Genomic DNA, 24,742 nt, shown 5'->3' on the forward strand with positions numbered 1-24,742 from the left:
TATCTTATCTACTTAATATAGTATACCAATCAAAGACTATATTAGCTCTCACTATCTCTATCATATTACCATTCAAAATCTGATTCATAGTTGCAGCATCAATATTTCTCTGCTTGTTTAAAATAAGAGATTTGATCATAACATAACCAGGCAGATTTGGAATAGACTGTAGAAATAAAAAAATATGCTTATCGCTGATTGAGCTTAAATTTAGGGCCACTTCACTTTTTATTACTTTTGTGCGTTCACTTTTGTTGTGGAGCTCAACTTCTTCGGGTATAGAAATTGATATTTCAGGTTCTAATATATAGTACTTTTTATATAATTTGCTAAGCTCGAAATTTAAATTTGCAATGTATCTGCTACTGTGTAAATTTGAAGAAGAAATTTTTTTCCATAAATCTAGGTTTTTATTTAGAACAACTTCCTTTTTTTGAATTCCAGTAATCTGTAAATTAATAGAACGTATTTTATCAATCGCAATTTGGTTTTTATTATAAACCTTTTCGTTATAGATAACAACATATGTTAATAACCCTATTAATCCAACAGATAATAACAAATACGATATAAACTGAATTGTAGCTTTTCTTTTTAATTGAGAGATAGTCATTAATCTACATTGCCTCTCCTATTTCAACATCAATAGATAGATTTTGCCCTTTAGCAGCAGGTAAGTTAGAAATATTAATGTCATAGGTACGAAAATTATCGTTTAAATTTTTTCGTAGTTTCTCGTATTGATAGGAAATATTTTCACCGGATCGAAAATTAAACCTTAAAGTTGTAGTAATATAACTTTTTGCCTCATTATAATTCCATTCAAATGATCGAAGTTCTATACCTGGTACTTTTAACTTTTCTACATACTTAACTTGTGTAAGAGGAGAGTATTCTATTTTTGATAAAATATTATTGATATTAATAAAATCATAAATTTCATCTATTTTTTTTACATTATAGCTTTGGCTAAGTTTTGTTAATTGGTTATTTAAGGTGCTCTGCTTTGCGGATAAATTATCAGCGACATTGAAATTTGAATACAAATTTAGCAAACAAAGGATGTTAATTACAACTAAAACCAAAGCAAAGTATAGAAAAATTTGAGGAGAGTTTAAATAAAGGTAATTGAATAGATAAAATTCTTTAGTTTCCTTTGTATTAAAAATAGCTGTTGGCTTATTCTTAAAGCTATGAAACAAAATTATAGTATCGCAAAAGTTATCTTTTTCACTTATAGCTAGTTCTGCTCCTAATAATTTGCCTAACTCATATGGAGTTAATATGTTCACACTGTTCTCTGAAAAATTTATGACTGATAAACTAGCTTTAATATCTTCTGACACTATGATGCAAAGGTCGATAGGGTTATTTTTTTCAAACCCAAACTTAGTTAAGGATCGAATAGTATCTTGCACTTCCTGATATATTCCACCAGCAATAATTCCTGGTAAATTATCATTAGTAAATGATGTTAAACGCGTAAATACCATTTTATTCTCTTTAAGAACCACTTGTCTATAGCCTCCCGTTTTAGTTGCAGCAACTATAATTTTCCAATTATTAGGATCTTTATGTAGAATCTTTTTTGTTATATTACTTATTTCTATAGGAAACATTAATATTCCCTTAAAGTTGGAGCCTATCTCAATAAACACATTCAACCAATATTCTACTAAATGCTTTGCTTTTGATGAAACAAGAAGATAGCACCAGTTTTGATTGAATTTGTTTGGCTTCTCAACCAAAAAAACTGAACTTATGTCATTATTACGAGAAAAATGCTCCATCTTTGTTTTTGCTGATAGATAGGCACTAATCTTGTTTGCCCTTGTAATAAACTGTAGCGAGTAATTTTGATCTGCATGATTAAGCACCAGGTATAAAGGTGCTTTTTTGTCTGATGAAAGACATGAAATTAAATCGGAAACTGCTTTATCGTTTTTGCCCTTAACAAAATACCTTTTATTTAAAGTATTATTTTTAAAATATAGTAACATTATGCCTTCTTCTCCAATAGAAAGCATAAACTTACTTTTGGATTTTGAACTAAACATATTAACAAAGCATATACTTATCTAGAATTAAAAAGGCAATTTATTGAAATTCATTAAACGTTAGAGGGAAATATTGTTATAAATTTTCGCAGCAACATTATTTATATTATAATTTTTTTATAAAACCACTACTAATATTAAGTTATTTAAACAATAGATTAAGAAAGTTCATTAATTAGAAATATACACTATAGCTAACCCAAGAAAGGTTTCTCTACGTCATACCGCCGCGGCGCATAAGTGTTAAAAGTGCTATAAGTGGCATTATATAAGGTGGTTAACGGCATAAATTTCAATGGTAATAAAATAAATTAAAAAAGCGCCTTTTTGCCTGTGGTTAGAAGGTTTAAGCGAATTTTCGACGTGGTTTATCTGCTTTCCCAACAACGAAGGTTGATATCAAGAGGAGATTTACATACCATTAATCACCTTGTGTGATTGCACTTTCAACACTTATGCGCCGCGGCGCTAACGAGTAGCGGAATGACGAATTTGTTGTTTTTCAAATTGTAGGTAAACCTAAGCCACTTTAGCTATATCTGCCGATTAACTTTAATTAATAGGAGTTATTAATCTATTTACTATTCTTGTAATATTATTTCTAATGGTAAAGAAATATATATTTCTCTGGAACAGTTGTTATTTCAGATACAGAATTTAGTGTAAGTAAGCTAACCATTTGCTGAAGAGCGCTCATCTTCTGTGGTATTTGATGATGGAGCAACTAATTTGCTCAAAATCTCATCTTTTGGTCCCATAGCGTAAATGACACCATCTGACATGAGGATCACCTTATCAACTACGGACAATAACGGTAGCTTGTGAGTGATGATAACAGTAGTAGTATTTTGTTTTCTTGCAATGCCAATTGCATTAATTAAGCATGCCTCTCCATTGCTATCTAAGTTAGCGTTTGGTTCATCAAGTACTAAAAGTTTTATGTGACCATAAAAAGCTCTGGCAAGTCCAAGAAGCTGTTTTTGGCCGCCAGAGAGCGTTACTCCTCCAGGACCTCCTATTGTTGTATCATATCCATTTGGTAAGCTTAGTATTAGTTCATGTATTCCTGCAATTTTTGCTGCTTTGATTATTTCTTCAGGATTTGGATCTGGCCTCATGCGAGCAATATTAGCTTTGACACTAGTGTTAAATAACTCAATATCCTGAGGTAAGTAGCCAACATAATTACCAAAATTTTCTCGATTCCAAGTATATACATCAGCGCCATCTAGTCTGACTACACCAGATATTGGCTTCCATACACCAACAGTTAATTTTGCGATAGTGGATTTACCAGAAGCACTTGCACCAATAACACCAACTACATCTCCAGGATCTATAATGAATGATATTCCTTTTACTGTCGGCTTATTGCTTCCATAAGGAGTAAAAAATACTCTATCAAATTCCAATTTTCCTTCAGGTTCTGGTAGAGCCATCGTTTGCTCTCTTTTTGGCGATGTTAATATAAGTCTTTGTAGCCTTCCATATGACATTCTAGCCTGATTTAAAAACTTCCAAGTATGAACCGCAGCGTCAAATGGTGCTAATACTCTACCCATTAAAATTGAAGCAGCGATGATGCTACCAGCAGTCTTATGAGCTGTGATTGCAAGTAATGCACCTGTTCCAATTACTGATATTTGCAGAGTTGAGCGCAAAAACTTAGTGATTCCAGTAATTACATTAGAGCGATTTTGTGCTTTAATTTGCATTGCTCGATTCTGATCATTTCGTTTACACCAATCAGAGACTATGAATTCTGACATGCCCATAGCTTCAACCACTTCTGCATTTCTTGTTGCAACATCTATAGCATTGATATTCCGTATAGTTTCTTCGTTGGTTTCTTGTAATATTCGTTTAGTGGCAAGTTCATTCCATATTGCCATAGAGACTAATATAATAATTCCAGTAATAGCTATAAACCCCGTGGAGGTATGTATCATGAAAATCACAACAAGGTAAATTAACGACCATGGAGTATCAAACAGTGAGAATATACCATTTCCTGTAATGAAATTTTTTATCACTCCGAGATCTCGTATTGCTTCACCACTTGAAGTTGAGCTCTGCACTGACGTTAGCCTGATTGACCTTACTATCAGATCTGGTGTTGCAGTTTTATCGATCCAATCACCTATTTTTGCCATGGCTAAATATCGACAAGTTTCAAGCATTGCAGAACATGCAAATGCAGATAAAGTGATAATTGTCAGCATAGTTAGTGTTGATACACTTTCGCTCGATATCACCCGATCAAGCACTTGAGAGGTATAAAGTGGTAGGAATAACATTAATAAATTGATTCCCGCACTAAACCAAAAGATAAACCAAAATGCACTTTTGCATTTTTCTAGGCAAACATATAGAGTACTTTGCTTCAATTCTTTTTTTATTGATGGCGTAATTTCCACAATCTTCCTCTTAATTTGATTACATGCACCATATACAATTTTTATTACAAGAATATTAATAATGGCAGTTAGCTTACTTTAAGTGAGTAAAATATTAATATATGTGAATAGGAAATATAAACAAAGAAGTATAGTTAATATTTCCTTCATTACCTAATTCAAAATTGAGAGTTTTTAATAACTCTCCAACTCCCACTTTGGCCTTGGTGCAAAATTGAGAGAATCGATATAGTTTTTCCTTAACATTTCAATTCCTGCCCATCCAACCATCACTGCATTATCTGTACATAGGTTATTAGGGGGAAAAAATATATTTAAGTTTGTGTGTTTTTTCAATTTTTCTCTCAAGAAATTATTTGCTGCAACTCCGCCGGTAATCACAAAGTCATTGATTTTGATATTTAAAGATTCGGCCATAATAATCGCATTACTAACCCTGTCCAGCAGTATGTCACTAATACACTCTTGAAATGAAGCACATACATCACACACATTTTGCTCGCTTATTTCGAGTTTCTGCACTAAGTTTTTTACTGCTGTCTTGATTCCAGAAAACGAAAAATTACATCCAGAACGTTTTATCATTGCCCTTGGCAGTTTAAATCTTGCACCATTGCCTTTTTTAGCTAACTTTTCAATTAATGGTCCTCCGGGATAGCTTAAACCCAGCATCTTAGCAACTTTATCAAATGCTTCTCCTAACGAGTCATCGAGTGTCTTCCCGAGTTTAATATATTTACCTACATCCTGTGCAATTAAAAATTGACAGTGACCACCTGATATTAGTAGGACTAAAAATGGAAATTTTACCTCATGCAGTAACCTAATAACCAATGCATGCGCTTCTAAGTGATTCACTGCAATAAACGGTTTTTGTGCTACATGCGCAATTGCTTTAGCCATCATTGTACCAACTATTAGTCCACCTATGAGTCCTGGTCCTGATGTTGCTGCAATCGCGTCCAAATCGCGAAAATTGAGGTTAGATTTTTCTACAGCGCTTTTTATTAGACCACTTAAATGCTCCATATGAGCACGTGACGCTATCTCAGGGATTACGCCACCGCGTTTTTTGTGTTCTGCTTGGGAGAGAATTTCGTGAGCAAGGACTTGCTTGTCACTATTTACAATCGCTACTGCAGTTTCGTCGCAGCTTGTTTCAACAGCTAAAATGGTTTTCATGTATATTCGAACACTTTATTATAAAAACTATACCTTGAAACGCTGTAAAAGTTAACTGCAAAGTTAACTGCTATAGCTAAAGTGACCTTACCCAGAAAAAGTGGAGAGAAAGTTGGTACGTTTTTATAATAAAAAAATGTTTTTATAGAGAGGTACAATATTTCAAATGGAAGAGAATATACAGCAGAGTTGAAAGAAGAAGCTGTAAAGCTTTTTAAAGAAAGAGGAGAAACAATTTCGAAAGTAGCAAAAGATCTAGGTATAAGCTCTAACGTATTAGGTAAGTGGATAAAAAAATATAACGAAAAGAAGTCAGTAGCAAATGCTTTTCCAGGTAGGGGTAATGTAGCTCCTTACGACAAAGAAAGATTTGATTTAAAGAAAGAGTTAGCAAGAGTAACAAGAGAGAGAGACATTTTAAAAAAAGCCCTGGGCAGTCAAAAAGAGTAAAATATTTTTTTATAAAAGAACATAGCAACTGCTATAAAGTACGGGAATTATGTAGGATTTTGAATGTATCTGCTAGTGGCTACTATAAGCGGGCTGCGAGGGAAATAAGCAATAGAGAATTAGCAAATAAAAGCAGATATTCAAAAAAAGCTTCTAAATGTAGATATGGAGCTCGTAAAATTCATGCTGAATTAAAGGCTTTGGGTAAAAGTTGCAACTTGAAAACAGTGCAAAGTATTATGCAGAAAAATGGTATTCAGGCTATATTGAGAAGAAAATTTAAAATTAAGAAACAACAAACGGACAGTAGAGTCGTAATATTAGACCAAAACTTTATTGTCGATCAACCAAATAAAGTATGGGATTACTTATATAAAAACCAAAGAAGGATGGCTATATTTGGCAGCAGTAATCGACCTATACTCACGTATGGTGATTGGCTGGTCAATGAGTAGTTCAATGAATAAATAATTGGTCATGGACTCTGTATTAATGGCCGTTAATAAACGTAAACCTGCCAAAAACCTACTGTTACATAGTGATCAAGGTTCACAATATACTTCACAAGGTTATCAATATCTCTTAGCCATAAAGAATATAGATGAGCCATAAAGGTTGTTGTTACGACAATTCTGTTGTAGAAAAGTTCTCTAAAAAGGGAGTTACCAATAGACACTTCTAAGCACTCTAAACAGCATATTAAAACTGCTATATTTGAATATATAGAAATTTTTTATAACAAACAACGTCACTATTAACTATTGCATCCCTGAACATTTTGATTCATCATTCTTTTTATAAAAAAACATTCTCAACTTTCTCTCCACTTTTTCTGGGTAAGGTCAGTTTAGCTATAGGCAGCAATTTTCTGTATTTACTTTAAATTGAAGAAAGCTCAAATAAGTGAACGGTTACAAAATTCCCTAATGGTCTTAAATAAAACTTCCAGTGAATGATTGTCAGACATGTTATGCTCTGCTGATTTTATTAAGTGTACTTCAACATCAGTTGACTTGATTTTTTCAGCTAAATTCAATGAAGTTTGATAAGGAACATCTTTATCATTAATGCTATGCAATAAGCGCACAGGACAGTTTATATCTATTGTCTCTTTGTTTAAAAGAAGGTTCTTTCTGCCATCTTCGATCAAATTTTTAGTTATTTTGTATGTACAATGCTCTGAAGTAAAATCTATTACACCTTTAGAATCTAGTTCTTCTTTTTGCTTGCCTGACAATTGCTTGAATATCAAATCTTCAGTGAAATCGGGAGCAGACGATATGCCGATTAATGCTGCAATTTTTTCTGAAAACTGAAGGGCAGTGAGCAGCATCAGCCATCCTCCCATACTTGAACCTATAACTATTTGTTTACCACTAGTTAATTCACTTATCACTTTAGCACAATTTTTTTGCCAATCACTTATTGTATAATCGGCAAAATTACCACTTGAGTTACCGTGACCAAAGTAATCAAATAGCACAAGTGCTACGTCATTTTCTTGGCAAAATTTGTAAATAGCAGTTGCTTTAGTTCCATTCATATTTGATGCAAATCCACCGAAAAAAACTACAGAAGCTTTCTTTCCTTGTAGCTTTCGATATGCTATGTGACCATTATTTCCATCAAACAATTTACAATAATCCATACTACTTTGGCAAAGCAACCGGACTATCGCTCATCGAACGCAAATAGCTGACTAGATCTGCAATTTCTTGTGGATTGGAAATACCTGCAAATGCCATACGTGTACCTTTTATATAGGCTTTTGGGTTCTTTAAAAAGGCAAATAGCTCCTCATACCCCCATTTTCCACCTTTTTCAAGCACTGCTTTTGAGTAATTGAATGAGTTGCCAAGATGGGCCTTTTTGTTTCCAATTACGTTCCATAAATTTGGTCCTACTTTATTCATTCCACTTTTCTCAAAACTATGGCAAGCTATACATTTTTTCGCTGCTGATTTACCTTTCTCAAAGCTAGCATTCTGCATGAGCGCTCCAATATCAAGCGCCACTTGCTCGATTTTTTGCTGAGATTCATTGCTGCCAGCAGCTACTATCGTTTGGTGTTCAATCTTATATTCCTCTGGACTATACAGCATATCAACTACGTTGCTGACTATCATAATGATTAGCCCAGAAAGTAAAATCGATGCTGCAATCTTATTAAGCTCCATAGTTAATTTTTATCAATTAATGTTGCTTAAATTATGCAAATATTTTCGCAAATAGCAACCAATTACCTTGAAGCTCGCTAAAGATGAGAGTCTCTAGCTACAAATATTAAGAAATTTACCAAACGAAAAAAAAGGCAAAAGAAACCCCAGCTAATATCTATTTAAAAACATTGGCGTTTTTTTATGTTTTAAACGTCTAATAACCGCGACTCAGTTGCTTTTTAATGCAACTAACCTTTAGTCATAAATGTTTAGGAAATTTACTAAGCAGAAAAAAAGGCAAAAGATATTCCGTGTTAGCTAGTTGTCACTCTCTAATCCTGCAAATTGGCGTTCTATACTGTCTTAAACGCTATATAAGCGCGTTTCAGCTTATATAGCTAGAAATGTTGTGAAGACATAAGGTGCGCATAGTGCAAGAAATTAAAAATAAGACGCCAATTACGTAATACTGTTGTCGTTTAATCTGCACAGATTGAAGATAAATGAATACCTTCAGTACCATGATAGGGGGGCTGGCGAAATGTGTCAAGTAAGTTTTTCGTTTCTGCGGGCTACTTGAATAACGGCTACAATGTTTGTACAATTGTGCGTCACGCGCTGCCGAACACTGATTTTTATATGGTTATACAAGAAAAATTAAGGCTTAAAAGGAATTTTAAGTATCAGGACTCAAGGTTTTTATTCCTTCTTAATAAAACATAAAAAGCTCCTTTACCATCATGTTTTTTCGTAGCTTGCTGGTAGTATAGAACCATATGCTGGATTTTAGTATCATTTAACCACTTATTTAAGTTACTCTTTATAGTGTCTGTTTTATTTGTTGCACTGCCGTATCCCGTAATTACCAATAAACATCTATTTCCTGCTCGATAATTTTTGATAATAAAATCTATCAATTTACAGTAAGCATCTTCTATATTATAGCCATGCAAATCGAGCTTATCGCTTATAAAATATTTACCCCTATCAATCTTTGATTTTGTGTTGTAGTCAAGACAAAATGATGAATTACCATTATTGGTATTAAGAAAATTCCCTTGTAAGTCGGAGGTACCTTTATCAACCATAGACTTTATATTTACTTTATGATCAACTTTCAAAGTAACTTTTCTACATTCTATTGGCTTAACATTTTTTTGCCAATCCAACTCATCGTCCGACATAAACGCATTAATCGAATTGTATAATTTTACAACAATATCTAAACATAGTAAAATGTTGCTTATTCTATAAAAACCCGATTTTCAATAATACGATGAAATCGTCAAAAACTAATGAGAATTTTTGGCTGTATGGAAAGCACACCTGCATGTCAGCACTGAAGAATAAAAATAGGCGGTGTATAGAACTGTTAGCAACAGAAAATTTCTATAGAGAACACGAAAAAGAAATTAGGCAATGTGTAGACAGTAAGGGCATTAAAGTTCGATTAGTAGAAAACAAAATACTTAATGACGTTTTACCCAAAGGTGCTAACCATCAAGGAATTGCTTTAAATGTTGCCCCTATTCTTTATAACTTAAGCATTGAAGAAATAGCTGAAAGCTCGAACGATAGCTCTACCATAGTCATTTTAGATCAAGTCACTGACACGCACAATATTGGGTCGATTTTAAGAACTTCAGCTTGTTTTAATGTCAACGCATTGGTTTTACCACATAACCATTCACCGAGTGAAAATGCATCTATTGCAAAAGCAGCAAGTGGGGCATTAGATATTGTCCCGCTAATATACGTTACAAATATAGTAAAAACTATGCAGTATTTAAAAGAGGTCGGCTACTGGTGTTACGGGTTTGATTGCAATGCTAAAGAAAATATAGATGAAATAAAGAGCTTTGAGAAAAAAAGAGTAATTATTTTTGGTTCCGAAGAGAAAGGAATGCGGAGGTTAGTTAAAGAAAATTGTGATTATCTTTTAAAAATCCCACTGTCAAACGTAATTGACAGCTTAAATGTTTCAAATGCAGCAGCAATAGGCCTATATTCTATTTATATTAAAACAAATGCCAGCGCATAGCTGTTTATAATAAAAATACTTGATAAAAATGTGGTTTTATATTATAATGTGTTAAATAATAGACAAAAGGAGTTATATTATGTCTTACATGAGAAATGAACAGGATATTCGCTCTCAAGGCGCTTATTATAGTGCTGGGCTTAGAAGTTACCTAACTAAAGTATATAACTACATGGCTTTAGCTTTAGGCGTTACAGGGCTTGTTGCGTTTCTAACGGTATTTTCTGGTCTTTTTCAGGTAATTCATTCTAACCCTGTTCTGTCGCTTGTGATAATATTCTCTCCAGCTGCATTGGTGATCTATATGCGGTATAGAATTCAACACCTAAGTGCTCAGTCTGCCGTTACTATATTTTTCTCGTTCTCAGTGTTAATGGGGCTTTCCTTATCTTATATTTTTATAGTTTATACTGCAGAAAATATAGCAAGAGCATTTTTCATTACATCAATTATGTTTGGCTCTATGGCTTTATATGGTAATACCACAAAAAGAGATCTTACAAGTATGGGCTCTTTCTTGATTATGGGAGTCTTGGGGATAATTATAGCATCCGTAGTAAATTTATTCCTTGGAAGTAGTCCTCTCTACTTTGCAATATCGTTCATATCAGTAATAGTCTTTACCTTAATGACTGCGTATGATGCTCAAAGAATCAAGGACGTTTATTATAAATATAACGACGGATCAGAAGTCGCTACTACTAAATTGGCAATACTGGGTGCAACTGATCTTTATTTTAACTTTATTAACATATTTCTCAATCTACTCAGGTTACTTAACTTGTTCAATAATAGGGACTAGATGTTTTCCTTTTTAAGGAAAGGTAGTAAGAATTCTATAGTTTTCTTTTTAATATCTTTAGTCGTGTTGATGCTATGTCTTACATATGCATCGGTGCCACTATATAGCATTTTCTGTAAAGCTACCGGGTATGGTGGCACAACAAGAAAAGTAACTAATGCAACAATAAGTGCAACTGACCAAAAAATCAGGGTTCACTTCAATGCTGATATAATGTCCGATCTACCTTGGGAATTTAAATCAGAAACTAACTACGTTGATGTAAACATAGGAGAACAAAGTTTAGCGTTTTATTACGCAAAAAATCTATCTGATCAGTCTTCATTTGGTATGGCAGTATATAACGTTACGCCTTTCAAAGCAGGTAAGTATTTCAATAAAGTTGCATGCTTTTGTTTTGAAGAGCAAATGTTGCTACCAAAACAAAAAGCTGCTATGCCCGTATCTTTCTATATAGATCCTGAGATAATGCTTGATAGTAATACAAAAGATTTGAGCGAAATAACACTATCATACACGTTTTTTAAGCTTAAGTAACAAACTTTTTCCTATTGTCATCCAAAGCTGAAAGAAGGTATCCGTTCAGGATAGCGGCAAGGTAGTATAACCATAGAGTAAAAGTGAGTTTACAACAAATGGTGTCATCCCAGTGCTTGACACTGGGATGGCTTTGTTGCATCGCACCTTATACTGGTAGTAATTTACGATAAATATCATGTAGCCATTTCAAATTTAGCCATACCAATTTCAGTAAATTGATTAAGCAAATAGCACTTAATCAGCAATTCTTTTTCGCGATTTACTTCGGATTTATTCCTAAAGCTGAATCCAAATATTTGCTTTAATCTTGAGAAAAACCCTTCAATATAAGATCTTTTCCCATAATTTACTTCTTTTTTCCATTCTTTCACGCCATCTTCACCGTATAACTTTATTAACCTAATAGCAGCATTTCTGTCAGACATATAATCTATTTCTGGATGTTCTGCCGCATTGTTTATTGGTGGAATTTTTGCCTTTATATCATATTCGTGACACAATTTGTAAAACTTGTGCCTATCATATGCCCTATCTGCATATAGTGCTTTTATGATATGCTGAAAATTAACTTCTTTAAGCAAATCGCAAGCTCCATAGTGATCAGAGTAGACACCGTTACTGTATTTTACAGCTATGGCTTTTTTGCTGTTTATATTCAACATTACATGCAATTTTCTTGTCTGTTCATAGCCACGATATTTTCTGTTAGCGCTATTTTCCTTGCTGTGACCAGGGGTATTGTTGTAAATGCTGATACCTGTACTATCTATAGCAATTTCGATGTCTTCCATATTATTTTTATCAATTCTGCAATCATTGATCTTAATATTAAGTTTCTTAAACCTTCTTGATGCTTGTGAATAGCTGATAACTGCTAAATCTCTTCCTATTTGTTGCATATATCCTTTTATAAACCCCACCGTTTGTCTTAAACCAATTCTAAAAAGATTGACAATTATATGCACCAAAATCACAACTTTATCACTGTAAATATAGTTGCCGCCTTGCATTTTTGGACTATTTTCATACCAATTTTCTATGGCTTCATTGATATAATGAAAAATATTTCCTCTTTCCTGGAGAAATTTGTTATATTCATTTTGGTTACTGACTTTCATTTTCTGTGGCATATTTTTTCTTCAACAGTTAAATGGTTATTTATAATGAATTTTGTCAGTAGCCACCAGATTTTTTCGATTGCTATGCAACAAAGCCCACTGGGATCCAGGTTACTATATATGAAAAGTTATTATGTTTATATACTTGCAAGCGAACGAAATGGAACCCTGTATATAGGTATAACATCAAATTTAATTAAACGAATTTGGGAGCATAAAAGCAAAGCCATTTCCGGTTTCACGTCAAAGTACAATGTTAGTAATTTAGTCTACTTTGAGGAGTTTCAAGACATAAATTTAGCAATTAGTAAAGAAAAGCTTCTAAAAAGCTGGCAGAGAAAATGGAAAATAAACTTAATTGAAAAAACAAATCAAGAATGGAAAGATTTATATGATGAAATCGTATCTGGATTCCAGCGTCACGCGCTGGAATGACAGGAGGTAACGCAAGAAGTCTATTGATTGTGGAAACAATAACTTTGCAAAATATTAATTGTTAGATAACATAATGAAAGTTTTTATCTTACATTCATCATGGTTAGAGCTATACAAATTAAAAAAACTGGGGGACCAGAAGTATTAGAATTTGTAGATAAGAATATAGGTGAGCCAAAAGGCGAGGAAGTTTTAGTACGTCACACAACTATTGGCTTAAATCGTTATGATTTAGAGCACAGAAAAGGTACGCGCAAAATTAAAAATTTACCATCAGTGCTTGGGGTAGAAGCAGTGGGAGTTATTGAAAAGCTTGGTAAAAAAATCAGTGATGGATTGAAGGTTGGAGATAGAGTTGGATATTGCACAGCTCCTCCAGGGGCATATTGTGAAAAGCGCGTTATACACCAGAAATATCTGATAAAAATTCCAGATGACATATCTGATGAAGTTGCTGCTGCAGTGCTGTTTAAAGGTATGACAGCTCACTATTTAGTTAATCAATCTTATAAAATTAGGCCTGGTGCTTTCGTGCTAGTTCATGGGGCTAATGGTGGTTTAGGACAAATAATATGCCAATGGGCAAAGGATAAAAAAGGTGTAGTGATAGGCTCTGTAAGCTCTGATGAAAAAATGAAGACAGCTTTACAAAGTGGCTGCACATACGCAATAAACTACAATGATAAAGACTTCGTTTCTAAAATTATGGAGATTACGCAAAACAGAGGAGTAGGTGCAGTGTATGACCCCATAGGTTACGCTACAAGCAAGCTCTCTTTTGAATCTTTAGGCAGGTTCGGCATATACGTTTCCTATGGGCAGATATCAGGTAACGCTCCTATTAGTTTTTCTTTACTTAGTTCACGTTCGTTATTTGCAACTGGAACCTCAATATACCATTATAAGCATGATAGATTCACATTAGTGCTTACCACAATGGAAATCTTCGAGATGATAAGAAAAAAACTTTTAACTGTACGGATCAATAAAAAATATAAATTTGATGAAATAATTCAAGCCCATCGCGATATGGAAAATAGAAAAGCGAGTGGATTAAATATTATCAAAATTTCTTAAGTAATTAGTAATTTAAACTAACCATTCATTAAATTATATCAACTAGAATCTCATATATTTAATTCTCCTTTTGGGGAAATTAAAAGCATATAGCTAAACTGACTTAGGCTTACCGACAACCGTCATCCCGCTACGTGTTAGCGGAATCTATGCTGAGATACCGCGAATAGACTTCTTGCATAACCCAAATTAAGTAGAAAAAGGTATCATCCGAGTAGCTGACACTGGTTCCTTTATGACGGCAGTAGCCCCTTCTCCTGTCATCCCAGTGCCCAGACACTGGGATGGCTTTGTTGCATCGCACCTTATACTGGTAGTAATTTACGATAAATATCATGTAGCCATTTCAAATTTAGCCATACCAATTTCAGTAAATTGATTAAGCAAATAGCACTTAATCAGCAATTCTTTTTCGCGATTTACTTCGGATTTATTCCTAAAGCTGAATCCAAATATTTGCTTTAATCTTGAGAAAAACCCTTCAATATAAGATCTTTTCCCATAATTTACTTCTTTTTTCCATTCTTTCACGCCATCTTCACCGTATAATTTTATTAACCTAATAGCAGCATTTCTGTCAGACATATAATCTATTTCTGGATGTTCTGCCGCATTGTTTATTGGTGGAATTTTTGCCTTTATATCATATTCGTGACACAATTTGTAAAACTTGTGCCTATCATATGCCCTATCTGCATATAGTGCTTTTATGACATGCTGAAAATTAACTTCTTTAAGCAAATCGCAAGCTCCATAGTGATCAGAGTAGACACCGTTACTGTATTTTACAGCTATGGCTTTTTTGCTGTTTATATTCAACATTACATGCAATTTTCTTGTCTGTTCATAGCCACGATATTTTCTGTTAGCGCTATTTTCCTTGCTGTGACCAGGGGTATTGTTGTAAATGCTGATACCTGTACTATCTATAGCAATTTCGATGTCTTCCATATTATTTTTATCAATTCTGCAATCATTGATCTTAATATTAAGTTTCTTAAACCTTCTTGATGCTTGTGAATAGCTGATAACTGCTAAATCTCTTCCTATTTGTTGCATATATCCTTTTATAAACCCCACCGTTTGTCTTAAACCAATTCTAAAAAGATTGACAATTATATGCACCAAAATCACAACTTTATCACTGTAAATATAGTTGCCGCCTTGCATTTTTGGACTATTTTCATACCAATTTTCTATGGCTTCATTGATATAATGAAAAATATTTCCTCTTTCCTGGAGAAATTTGTTATATTCATTTTGGTTACTGACTTTCATTTTCTGTGGCATATTTTTTCTTCAACAGTTAAATGGTTATTTATAATGAATTTTGTCAGTAGCCACCAGATTTTTTCGGTTGCTATGCAACAAAGCCATTCCAGACTGGAATTACACCGTCTTGGATGGAAACCAGTGTCAGCTACTTGCATGACACCATCATAAGGTGAAACTGGATCCCAGTGGGCTTTGTTGCATCGCTAGCTATGATGGATTAAAGATAAAAAAGATGGAGAATATCAGTAGCTTATTATTCTGGTATTTATAACAAGAACGGTCAGTGAATACCTAAATTTGAGTAAAAGAAATTTCACTACCACTCACTAATCCGGCTAAAATTCAAGAATTTCAATGCTTTAGCTATTTTCAATAGAATTAAGTTTATTAATATAAATAATAAATTACTATTCTTAAATTTGATCAGATTGATTGCAAAAAAACAAGATTTTCAATAGGTTGCTTATAATCCTAACTATAGTTAGCCTTTCATAAGTAGCGATGCAACAAAGCCCACTGGGATCCAGTTTCACCTTATGATGGTGTCATGCAAGTAGCTGACACTTATTTCCATCCAAAAGGGTGTCATTCCAGTCTGGAATCCAGAAAAAAGAATGGTGTCATCCCAGTGCCCAGACACTGGGATGGCTTTGTTGCATAGCAACCGAAAAAATCTGGTGGCTACTGACAAAATTCATTATAAATAACCATTTAACTGTTGAAGAAAAAATATGCCACAGAAAATGAAAGTCAGTAACCAAAACGAATATAACAAATTCCTTGAAAAAAGGGGAAATATTTTTCGTTACATCGATGAAGCTATCGAAAATTGGTATGAAAATAGTCCAAAAATGCAGGGCGGCAACTATATTTACAGTGATAAAGTCGTAATTTTGGTACATATAATTGTCAATCTTTTTAGAATTGGTTTAAGACAAACGGTGGGGTTTATAAAAGGATATCTGCAACAAATAGGAAAAAATTTGGCAGTTATCAGCTATTCACAAGCATCAAGAAGGTTTAAAAAACTTAATATTAAGATAAATGATTGCAGGGTTGATAAAAGCAACATGGAAAATATTGAAATTATCATAGATAGCACAAATATCAGCATTTACAGTAACACTCCTGGCCACAGTAAGGAAAACAGTGCAGATAGAAAGTACCGAAGCTACGAGCAAGTAAGAAAGTTACATGTTATGTTAAGTGTGAATAGTAAAAAAGCTATAGCTGCAAGATACAGTAATGGCGTCTACTCTGACCACTATGGAGCTTGCGATTTGCTTGAAGAAGTTAATTTTCAGCACAAAATAAAAGCATTATATGCAGATAGGGCATACGATAGGCACAAACTTTATAAATTGTGTAAGAAATACGATATAAAGACAAAAGTTCTACCAAAAAAGGATGCAGCAGAACATTCAAAAATAGATTATATGTCTGACAGAAATGCTGCTATTAGGTTAATAAAATTATATGGACAAGATGGTGTAAAAGAGTGGAAAAAGGAAGCAATTTATGGAAAGAGATCTTACATAGAAGGATTTTTCTCAAGGTTGAAGCAAGTATTTGGATTTAGCTTTAGGAATAAATCTGAAGTAAATCGTGAAAAAGAATTACTAATTAAGTGCTATTTGCTCAACAAATTCACTGATATTGGTATGGCTAAATTTGAAATCATTACATAAATTTGTCGTAAACCATCACTGCTTAAGGTGCTATGCAACAAAGCCCACTGGGATCCAGGAATTTTATTAAGTTGGTAAGCATAAAAATAGATGTTTTACGTTAAAATACAACGTTTTCGATGAGATTATATGGAAAATTGGATCCCAGTGTCAAGCACTGGGATGACAAAAAAAGGAGCACTGGAATGACATTCTCCTAGTAGAGATCGCTTTTGTAATTGCAACATTCGTGCAATCTTTAGCCATAAACATTAAGAAATTTACCAAACAAAAAAAAAGGCAAAAGAAGCCCTAGTCATTGTCTACTTTCAGTATTGGCGTTTTTTAAGTCTTAAACACTGCAATTTAGCTGCTTTTAAATGCAACTCACCTTTGTTTAAATGTTTAAGAAATTTACTAAGCAGAAAAAAAGGCAAAAGAAACTCCGTGGTAATTAGTGTTCACTCCCTAATCCTGCAAATTGGCGTACTATACTGTCTTAAACGACTTATAAGCGCGTTTCAGCTTATATAGGTAAAAACCTAGAAATGTTGTGAAGACATAAGGTGCACATAGTGCAAAAAATTAAAAATAAGACGCCAACTACGTTATTTTCTTGCTGTTTAATCTGCACAAATGAAGATAACTGAATACCTTCAGTTTCATGATAAAGGGGCTGGCGAAGGGTGGCAAGCAAGTTTTTTCGTTTCTATAGCTACTTGGATAGGTTATTTGGACAATAGAGAATTTTACAAAAATCTATTTTTAACTTACACTGCAATTTTAAACCTACAACTTATGTACAACAGGCTTATAGTCAAATCTTTTTCAGTATTATGCATCTGTTTATTTGCTTTATACATAACACTGCCAAATTTCTTTGATAATAAGCTTTTTATTTCGAAAAAAAGAATAAACTTAGGCCTTGACCTGAAAGGAGGGGCATCTTTGCTTCTAAACATAGACTTAGACTTCTATTTTAAGGAAAAGCTAGGCATGCTAGCTGATGAGATAAAAGAGACGTTGCTAACAAAAAATATTGAATCTAACGTACAAAATAGCGTTGTAACTTTAAATAATATTGATGACTATAAAAAAGCATCTGTGTTGATTAATGCGATAAATCCAAATTTAGAGCTAAATAGAAAAGATTCTTCAATTCTCATTTCGTATAAACCCCATTATAAAAATTCTTTGATCAGTGAAGTAGCTGCAGAATCAATAAACAATGTCCAGCGGCGTTTGGACAAACTTGGCACAAAGGAAGTCAGCGTTCAAAAACAAGGGCAGAATAAAATATTAGTGCAGGTGCCTGGAGTAGAAGACACCGAACAGATAAAATCTCTGCTTGGCAAAACTGCTAAGCTAGCTTTTCATTTGGCAAACACTAACATAGCCAAGGTGCAGGATATAGATTACGAAACTACTGTCATGCTCAAGGATTCCTTAGGCAATTCTTATCCAATATTCCGCAAAACTGAAATAGGTGGTGATGCACTGATTAATGCATCAGTTAGATTTGGTCACTTAGGTAAACCAACAGTGCATTTTAAATTTGACAGCATAGCGAGTAAAAGATTCGCGAAAATCACTAAAGAAAATGTGGGAAAACCTTTTGCAATTGTTCTGGATAACACAGTTTTAACAGTACCTACAATACGTGAGCCAATTTTAAATGGAGAGGGAGAAATTAGCGGTAATTTTACTGAAAAACAAGCAAGCGAACTTGCAATACTTTTAAAATCTGGAGCACTGCCAGCGCCACTTAAAATAATTGAAGAAAAAAACATTGGCCCAAGCCTTGGAGAAGAATCAATAAAGGCAGGGGAAATGGCAGCAACAATCTCTATTATAGCCGTGGCTTTATTTATAATTATCACTCACGGCAAATTAGGTGTATTGGCCTCTATTGCGCTTTTTTCTAATGTAATTCTTATATTATCAATTCTCACTCTGCTTGAAGCAACTCTAACTTTACCTGGAATTGCCGGTATTGCACTCACTGTCGGTATGGCGGTGGATGCAAATGTTTTAATATTTGAGCGAATTCGTGAGGAAATCAAATCTGGCAAGAGAGTGGAACGTGCTATTGAAGAAGGGTTTAAAAACGCTATAAAGACAATACTGGATTCAAATATCACTACATTAATTGCTGCAGGAATAATGTTCATTATTGGCAGCGGAGCAATTAGAGGCTTTTCTGTCACTTTATCAATAGGAATTTTATGTTCGATGTTTTCTGCAATCACAGTCACAAAACTCCTGATAGAGTTGTGTATGAACCCGAAGGAACTAGCGCTTTGTTAGTCAACCACCTTCATTCCCACAACGTTATATCCTGAATCGACGTGCAAAATTTCTCCAGTAGTGCCACTACTTAAGTCGCTTAATAAGTATAACGCTGCCTTGCCAACATCCTCTATTGTAACATTGCGTCTGAGCGGAGAATTATTTCTATTCCATTCTGATATGAAGTGAAAATCGCTTATTCCAGAAGATGCTAAAGTTCTGATTGGACCAGCGGAAATTGCATTTACTCTGATATTTTGTGGCCCGAGATCACATGCTATATATTTTACACTTGCTTCAAGTGCTGCTTTACATAAACCCATAACGTTATAATTTGGCATAACTTTTTCAGCGCCATAATAAGATAAAGTAAGTAAACTACCACCACCTGACATCATTTTTTCAGCCCTTTGCGCTAAAGCAGTAAAAGAATAGCACGATATATGCATTGCATTGAGGAAGTTATTCAGTGAAGTATTGACATATTTGCCATTTAACTCATTTTTATCGGAAAACGCTATTGCATGCACCAAAAAGTCAAGAGTACCCCATTTTTTCTCTATTATTTCAAAAGCGTTATCTATGATTTTTTCATTTGAAACGTCACAGTGTAATATTAGCTCCACATTTAATTCATCTGCTATTGGTGATAGTTTTTCTTTTATTATTTCATTCTGGTAGGTGATTGCAAGTTCTGCTCCGTGCTCTGAGAGAGTTTTTGCTATACCGCATGCTATCGATCTCTTATTTATTATTCCGGTTATTAATCCCTTTTTGCCTTGTAATAGATTTGTTGTCATAGAACTATCTGTTTTTTTATAATTTGGAATATTAACTAGGCAAAGTCAAGATATCACTATGTTTTAAAACATTTTTTGCAGTAACTTGAAGTCTAATACCACTGTTAACAAAAGGGCAGCGATGAGAGTTTCTAGCAGCCGTCTATCTTAGACTGCTCCTTATTAAAAAAATAAAGTTTTATTAATTAAATAATATAGTTAATACTTTCATTGATTTAACACATTATTAAAATAGTGTTAAGCTATGTGCATTAAATAATTAGTGAGGCTTCAATGCTAAGTGACATTATAAAACAATCTAGTGGCTGGGATACGAAAGCACTAGCTGAGATATTTAGTAACAAAAAATTTCTTAGGTCAGTTGATGGTGATAAAGAAAAGTACCTAGCAGATCTGATTTCAAAGGATTATGAAAAAAGAAATATAACTCTGCCAAGAGAAATAATACCTGATAGTGTTACTCTGGATGCTTTGTATTTTACTCATAAAAAAGATCCTTTAACTCTACCTATTTTATTAAGATATTTCACTCATAAAAATTTACTTCAAGAAGCCAAAGATGACTTGGATAAACTAAATCAAAAGTTGCAAGGTGCAATGGATAAAGATTTAAAAGATCTGCAAGATAAGAAAGCGAAATTACAAGCAAATGAAACTGATTTAAATGATAAAAAAATACAAGGTAAAGAGGCTAAAGCACTTGCTTATGATATACAGAAAATAAATGCAGAAATAACAGAAGCTTCATCTGAGATCGAGAAAATCAAGTCATATAAAAAGGATATTGAAACCCTTTTTAAGGGTGGCAAGGTAGAATTAAGCTCTTATCCACAAAAATACTCTTTCATACTAGAAAGGGAGCTTACAAAAGTGATGGAAGAGAAGTTAGCGCATTATATTAAGGATAACACTAATATTGAGAAAACATATTCAAGCCTTAATAGTAAAAGAAAAAAGATTATAATGTTAAAAAATATACAAGACTTCTCTGCACTTATCTCTTTTGTCCCTCTATTTGTGTCACTTATGGCAGAATTAATGATTGATCCAGCCACCATTTCATTAACCAGTTGTTGTATATACTTCTTGGTAATTCCGCTCTCAATCTCTGCTACATTCCTTGCAATAGCAGGTGCGGCTTACTTAATGCTGAGACACTATGAGCAAAGTTTTGTAAAAGAAATGCAAGACTTCATAGAAGGACCAAAGTATGTAGATAAAGCAACTAATACTGAAGATGTGAAGAAGTTAGAACAAGAAGAAACAGGAGTAGGCGATTATGGTAAAAAACCTTCAGCACCACCATACGATGGACCTAAGCAGCCAGGATTGTACCCAGATCTTTCAGAAGCACAACCACCATCATACGAAGAAGCTTGCGGCACTATTGTGCAATTGGAAGATTCAGGACCAAGCAGTAATCTTGATTCTGCTGAGCAGCTAAAACCTGGTACAGATCTTTTAGGGAGTCTTTCAGAACAACAAAACGCAAAATTGGGTCCTGTTCTACTTCCATCTAATACAATGTAATAAAGGGGTATAACTCAGAGCTAGAGGTTATGATTGTAATAAAGACATAAAAAAAACGGACAAGTCAAGCAAAGTTACAAATGTAATTTTGCTTGACTATCCATTTATTACCACCTAAAGCAGCTAACAAAGCCATCCCATATGACATTTTACTTATATCTAATCAAGCATATTAATAAGTAAGTAAATTTTAATGTAATTTTATTATACTTATAGATGTATCATATAAAATGAAAATATGGATGATTTCATAACTGCAAGAAGGAAAGATGATGCTGTGGTATCTATTTGTCAGGATAATAAGAAAAAAACCGTGTTAATTTCGGGGCTCAATCAAGTTGCAAGGGATTTGCTAAAATATGAAGAGGAGAATTTGCTTAACAAGCCATTAATTAATATCTTAAGCACAAGAGCAGCCGGCAACGTGAAGAATTATTTAGAGTATACCGAAAATGGACACGATTTACTTGATATATTACCTAAAGTGATAGATTTTTCCTTAATTGATGCTAAAGGAGAAGATATCAGGACAAAAGTAAAAGTTTTCCGCACTGCACAATTTGCCAGTAATAAAATAAATTATGAGCTATTAATACGTGATATCAGTTTGTCCCATAAATTAGGAATCTTTAGAGATGAATACCTAATGGGTAAAAAATATAAAAACCATGACTTATTCGATATACCGGGCAATGAGTCCACTATTCTAGAGTTATACGTTATATTGAATTTCGCCTTTCAACATCAAATTAATGCAGCTATAGGAATAATTGGCTTAAATAGTAGCTGTAGCGAGACAAATGATGCACTGAAAGTTGTCATAGAACATTTTTATAAAAATTGCCGTAGTGATGATTTTCTAGGGTATATTGATGAGAATAAAATGCTTTTTGTTTTGATTAACTGCGATGTAAAAAGTACATCTAAAATAATTAATCGTATACATTTTGCCATTAATAAGCAGTTATTAAAGCGAAAATTACCAAGTGTATCAATAATTTATGGGAATATAGCTCAAAAACAGGCAGCAAAATCTACGTAAAAACCAGCGGCGCCTTCTGGTCTTTTTAAAAAATATGTAAGCTAATGATATAGCTAGCACAGCTCTACGTCATACCGCGATTTATTCCACAACTGTACGAACGTTATGATATAAAAGTAATTTTTCTAAGAGAGGTATTATTCCAGTCTGGAATCCAGCTTTCCATCCAAGAGCCAGTGCCTCTTTCTTCTCATCCCAGTGTCAGCTACTTGGATAACACCCTCCTGGTAGCACAACGTTCGTACAGTTATGGATTTATTCGCGGTATCTCAGCATAGATTCTGCTAACACGTAGCGGAATGACGAGGTTGTAGGTGTTATCCAAGTAGCTGACACTGGGTCTAGAAAGCTTAGTTAATATATGTGAAGTTGTTTTTTATTTATATTGAGTTTAAACTTAAATTTTTACAAAAATTTAAGTTTATTTATGAAGTTAAGGTACTACCTGATAGCACTGCTTTCGTTATTATTTTCACAGAATAGTGCTAGCTCTAGAACAATTCTGGATAAGGAAATATTTTATGCAGAACTAGATGGAAAAGTAGATCTGAGATCCGGCTACGCTTTCAACAGAGATTCTTTCAATGCTAAGGCTAAGGATAAAACTTCAAGTTATTCATACTTGCGCTTTCTTTATTTACAGCAAGTTTATCAAAATACTCAAATGGGGTTTAATGTTAAGGCAGGAGTTTCTGGTATTGCAAACCTAAAAGCGTTAGACATAGAAAAGTTAGACATGGAGGAAGGGTATTTCATCATTAAAAATCAGGGACTTGGATCAATTGAATATGGTAAAAGAAGTTTAGTTAGTCAGGGCATGTTAATTAACACTTCAAAAATTTATACAGCTGCTGGAGGAGTAAATGGTCATTGGACAAACTATGCAAATTTGCGTGGTGATCATAAAAAAGATGGTGACCCTGGATATGATAAAGACAAGGTATTTTGGGTAAAACCCAACATTTACAGTAATTATAATGGACTCGAACTAGGGTTAAAACAATCATCAATTAACTACATCTCCCCTGAAATCTATAACTTTCAACTCGGATTCAGCTATGTTCCAGGAAAAAATAACTTACAGTACAGCAATTTAATTGCTGCTGGCCTTTCCTATAAAAACAGCTTGTCAGATGATATAGGTTTTACTACTGCTTTGACTGGTGAATTTGCAAGAGAAAATTTAACTGATTGCTCAGATGGAACTTCTAAAAATTATGAATGCCGTAATCAATTACTAAACTGGAATTTTGGTTTAAAGCTAAAATTGTTCGATCTTGATTGCATTTTTTCGTATGGTAATGGTGGTGAATCTGGTGAGAGGCGTAATCCTGAAATAAATAATACGTATTATATGAATGCAGGTATCGCTTACTATTCTGATTCTTACAAATCGAGCTTAACATATTTCAATAGTGGCAGGGATATTGCAGGCAAAGGCACAAACGAGTTAACATCATATGCTTTAAGCCTTGAAAATTCTCTTTTTTTAGGTACTTCATACTATTTCGATATTGTAAAATTTAGTACCAAAGAACCTACAATAGAAAATAACAACTCTGGTTATGTGCTCTTGGCTGGGTTGAAATTAAGTTTTTAATGAGGTTGCATTGCCTCCTGTCATCCCAGCACTCTTTTCTGTCATCCAAGTAGCGGATGACCTTATCCAGAAGGTATGAATTAGGTATTGCTTGGTTGGAAGCAAGAGAAGATAATCACTTTTCAGAGTGGATAGGTGGCAGGTTGGCACTTTTTCTGGGTAAGATCAAGTATGCATTATCTCACATAATAATATAATATTTCGTTCATAAATCAACGTTTTTAACATGCAGCAAGAACATTTCCGTTGTAATTAAGGTTC

25 protein-coding genes and 1 pseudogene are annotated in these 24,742 nt (G+C 33.7%); 13 read left to right on the forward strand and 13 right to left on the reverse strand.

The genetic code is table 11. The annotated features are described in order from the left end of the window. Positions 1-4: 4 nt before the first annotated feature. The 4 genes from OPR48_RS02075 to tsaD form a co-directional block, all read right to left on the reverse strand. Positions 5-613, reverse strand: a complete 609-nt coding sequence (locus tag OPR48_RS02075) for a hypothetical protein (RefSeq protein ID WP_320109928.1) — start codon at positions 611-613, stop codon at positions 5-7. Between the two features lie 4 nt (positions 614-617). Continuing rightward, positions 618-2,057, reverse strand: a complete 1,440-nt coding sequence (locus tag OPR48_RS02080) for a hypothetical protein (protein WP_265026368.1) — start codon at positions 2,055-2,057, stop codon at positions 618-620. Positions 2,058-2,728: 671 nt separating this feature from the next. After that, positions 2,729-4,474 (reverse strand): type I secretion system permease/ATPase, encoded by a 1,746-nt coding sequence (locus OPR48_RS02085; RefSeq protein WP_265026369.1) that lies wholly within the window; start codon positions 4,472-4,474, stop codon positions 2,729-2,731. Between the two features lie 174 nt (positions 4,475-4,648). Then, positions 4,649-5,656 (reverse strand): tRNA (adenosine(37)-N6)-threonylcarbamoyltransferase complex transferase subunit TsaD, encoded by a 1,008-nt coding sequence (tsaD, locus tag OPR48_RS02090; protein WP_265026370.1) that lies wholly within the window; start codon positions 5,654-5,656, stop codon positions 4,649-4,651. Positions 5,657-5,815: 159 nt separating this feature from the next. Between tsaD and OPR48_RS07480 the strand changes: the two are divergent. Beyond that, a pseudogene (locus tag OPR48_RS07480) lies at positions 5,816-6,907 on the forward strand (IS3 family transposase). 94 nt (positions 6,908-7,001) lie between these two features. Here the strand turns inward: OPR48_RS07480 and OPR48_RS02110 are convergent. The 3 genes from OPR48_RS02110 to OPR48_RS02120 form a co-directional block, all read right to left on the reverse strand. After that, entirely contained in the window at positions 7,002-7,754 is a 753-nt protein-coding gene (locus OPR48_RS02110) for an alpha/beta hydrolase (protein WP_265026373.1), read from the reverse strand. Position 7,755: 1 nt separating this feature from the next. Next, positions 7,756-8,283 carry a c-type cytochrome gene (locus OPR48_RS02115; RefSeq protein WP_265026374.1) on the reverse strand — a complete coding sequence of 176 codons (528 nt, stop codon included), beginning with the start codon at positions 8,281-8,283 and terminating at the stop codon, positions 7,756-7,758. A gap of 665 nt (positions 8,284-8,948) precedes the next feature. Further along, positions 8,949-9,449 (reverse strand): Smr/MutS family protein, encoded by a 501-nt coding sequence (locus tag OPR48_RS02120; protein ID WP_265026375.1) that lies wholly within the window; start codon positions 9,447-9,449, stop codon positions 8,949-8,951. A 92-nt stretch (positions 9,450-9,541) separates the two neighbouring features. Between OPR48_RS02120 and rlmB the strand changes: the two genes are divergently transcribed. From rlmB to OPR48_RS02135, 3 genes are all read left to right on the forward strand, one after another. Continuing rightward, positions 9,542-10,306: a 23S rRNA (guanosine(2251)-2'-O)-methyltransferase RlmB gene (gene rlmB / locus OPR48_RS02125; protein ID WP_265026376.1), complete on the forward strand. Its 765-nt coding sequence runs from the start codon at positions 9,542-9,544 to the stop codon at positions 10,304-10,306. A 79-nt stretch (positions 10,307-10,385) separates the two neighbouring features. Then, positions 10,386-11,108, forward strand: a complete 723-nt coding sequence (locus tag OPR48_RS02130) for a Bax inhibitor-1/YccA family protein (RefSeq protein ID WP_265026377.1) — start codon at positions 10,386-10,388, stop codon at positions 11,106-11,108. Next, positions 11,109-11,645 (forward strand): cytochrome c oxidase assembly protein, encoded by a 537-nt coding sequence (locus OPR48_RS02135; protein ID WP_265026378.1) that lies wholly within the window; start codon positions 11,109-11,111, stop codon positions 11,643-11,645. Positions 11,646-11,690: 45 nt separating this feature from the next. Here the strand turns inward: OPR48_RS02135 and OPR48_RS02140 are convergent, their stop codons facing one another. Further along, positions 11,691-11,825, reverse strand: coding sequence for a hypothetical protein (locus tag OPR48_RS02140; RefSeq protein ID WP_265026379.1), 135 nt, complete (start codon positions 11,823-11,825; stop codon positions 11,691-11,693). Beyond that, positions 11,822-12,778: an IS5 family transposase gene (locus OPR48_RS02145; RefSeq protein ID WP_265025515.1), complete on the reverse strand. Its 957-nt coding sequence runs from the start codon at positions 12,776-12,778 to the stop codon at positions 11,822-11,824. Before OPR48_RS02145 ends, OPR48_RS02140 begins: the two co-directional genes overlap by 4 nt. Positions 12,779-12,886: 108 nt before the next feature. Between OPR48_RS02145 and OPR48_RS02150 the strand changes: the two genes are divergently transcribed. Together OPR48_RS02150 and OPR48_RS02155 are read left to right on the forward strand one after the other, a co-directional pair. Continuing rightward, positions 12,887-13,201, forward strand: a complete 315-nt coding sequence (locus tag OPR48_RS02150) for a GIY-YIG nuclease family protein (RefSeq protein ID WP_265026607.1) — start codon at positions 12,887-12,889, stop codon at positions 13,199-13,201. A 99-nt stretch (positions 13,202-13,300) separates the two neighbouring features. Continuing rightward, the gene (locus tag OPR48_RS02155) at positions 13,301-14,278 is read left to right on the forward strand and encodes a quinone oxidoreductase family protein (protein WP_265026380.1); all 978 of its coding nucleotides are present in this window, start codon (positions 13,301-13,303) and stop codon (positions 14,276-14,278) included. Between the two features lie 130 nt (positions 14,279-14,408). Here OPR48_RS02155 and OPR48_RS02160 read toward each other — a convergent pair whose 3' ends face one another. From OPR48_RS02160 to OPR48_RS02170, 3 genes are read right to left on the reverse strand one after another with little or no spacing between them, the layout of a single operon-like run. Then, entirely contained in the window at positions 14,409-14,615 is a 207-nt protein-coding gene (locus OPR48_RS02160; RefSeq protein ID WP_265026381.1) for a hypothetical protein, read from the reverse strand. After that, positions 14,612-15,568 (reverse strand): IS5 family transposase, encoded by a 957-nt coding sequence (locus tag OPR48_RS02165; RefSeq protein WP_265025723.1) that lies wholly within the window; start codon positions 15,566-15,568, stop codon positions 14,612-14,614. Before OPR48_RS02165 ends, OPR48_RS02160 begins: the two co-directional genes overlap by 4 nt. Then, entirely contained in the window at positions 15,553-15,708 is a 156-nt protein-coding gene (locus OPR48_RS02170) for a hypothetical protein (protein WP_265026382.1), read from the reverse strand. The genes OPR48_RS02165 and OPR48_RS02170 overlap by 16 nt, the downstream gene beginning before the upstream one ends. Positions 15,709-16,135: 427 nt before the next feature. On the opposite strand from OPR48_RS02170, the gene OPR48_RS02175 reads away from it, so the two are divergent. The 3 genes from OPR48_RS02175 to secD all read left to right on the forward strand — a co-directional run bounded on the left by OPR48_RS02175 (position 16,136) and on the right by secD (position 19,527). Continuing rightward, positions 16,136-16,300 (forward strand): hypothetical protein, encoded by a 165-nt coding sequence (locus tag OPR48_RS02175; RefSeq protein ID WP_265026383.1) that lies wholly within the window; start codon positions 16,136-16,138, stop codon positions 16,298-16,300. After that, entirely contained in the window at positions 16,285-17,241 is a 957-nt protein-coding gene (locus tag OPR48_RS02180) for an IS5 family transposase (protein WP_265026384.1), read from the forward strand. Before OPR48_RS02175 ends, OPR48_RS02180 begins: the two co-directional genes overlap by 16 nt. Positions 17,242-18,018: 777 nt before the next feature. Further along, positions 18,019-19,527 carry a protein translocase subunit SecD gene (gene secD, locus OPR48_RS02185; protein WP_265026608.1) on the forward strand — a complete coding sequence of 503 codons (1,509 nt, stop codon included), beginning with the start codon at positions 18,019-18,021 and terminating at the stop codon, positions 19,525-19,527. Here the strand turns inward: secD and OPR48_RS02190 are convergent. Then, complete coding sequence (locus OPR48_RS02190) at positions 19,524-20,309, reverse strand: enoyl-ACP reductase FabI (RefSeq protein WP_265026385.1); 786 nt, start codon at positions 20,307-20,309, stop codon at positions 19,524-19,526. The two genes, secD and OPR48_RS02190, sit on opposite strands and share 4 nt — an antisense overlap. A gap of 273 nt (positions 20,310-20,582) precedes the next feature. Between OPR48_RS02190 and OPR48_RS02195 the strand changes: the two genes are divergently transcribed. From OPR48_RS02195 to OPR48_RS02210, 4 genes are all read left to right on the forward strand, one after another. Then, positions 20,583-21,839 carry a hypothetical protein gene (locus OPR48_RS02195; RefSeq protein WP_265026386.1) on the forward strand — a complete coding sequence of 419 codons (1,257 nt, stop codon included), beginning with the start codon at positions 20,583-20,585 and terminating at the stop codon, positions 21,837-21,839. Positions 21,840-22,077: 238 nt separating this feature from the next. Next, positions 22,078-22,881, forward strand: a complete 804-nt coding sequence (locus tag OPR48_RS02200; protein ID WP_265026387.1) for a hypothetical protein — start codon at positions 22,078-22,080, stop codon at positions 22,879-22,881. Between the two features lie 427 nt (positions 22,882-23,308). Continuing rightward, positions 23,309-24,481 carry a porin gene (locus tag OPR48_RS02205; RefSeq protein ID WP_265026388.1) on the forward strand — a complete coding sequence of 391 codons (1,173 nt, stop codon included), beginning with the start codon at positions 23,309-23,311 and terminating at the stop codon, positions 24,479-24,481. A gap of 56 nt (positions 24,482-24,537) precedes the next feature. Then, on the forward strand, positions 24,538-24,678 hold the full coding sequence (locus tag OPR48_RS02210; RefSeq protein ID WP_265026389.1) for a hypothetical protein: 141 nt from the start codon (positions 24,538-24,540) through the stop codon (positions 24,676-24,678). The last annotated feature ends 64 nt before the right edge of the window (positions 24,679-24,742 follow it).

Origin of the sequence: Wolbachia endosymbiont (group A) of Bibio marci (assembly GCF_947251645.1) — a bacterium.
In the GTDB taxonomy this organism is placed as follows: domain Bacteria; phylum Pseudomonadota; class Alphaproteobacteria; order Rickettsiales; family Anaplasmataceae; genus Wolbachia.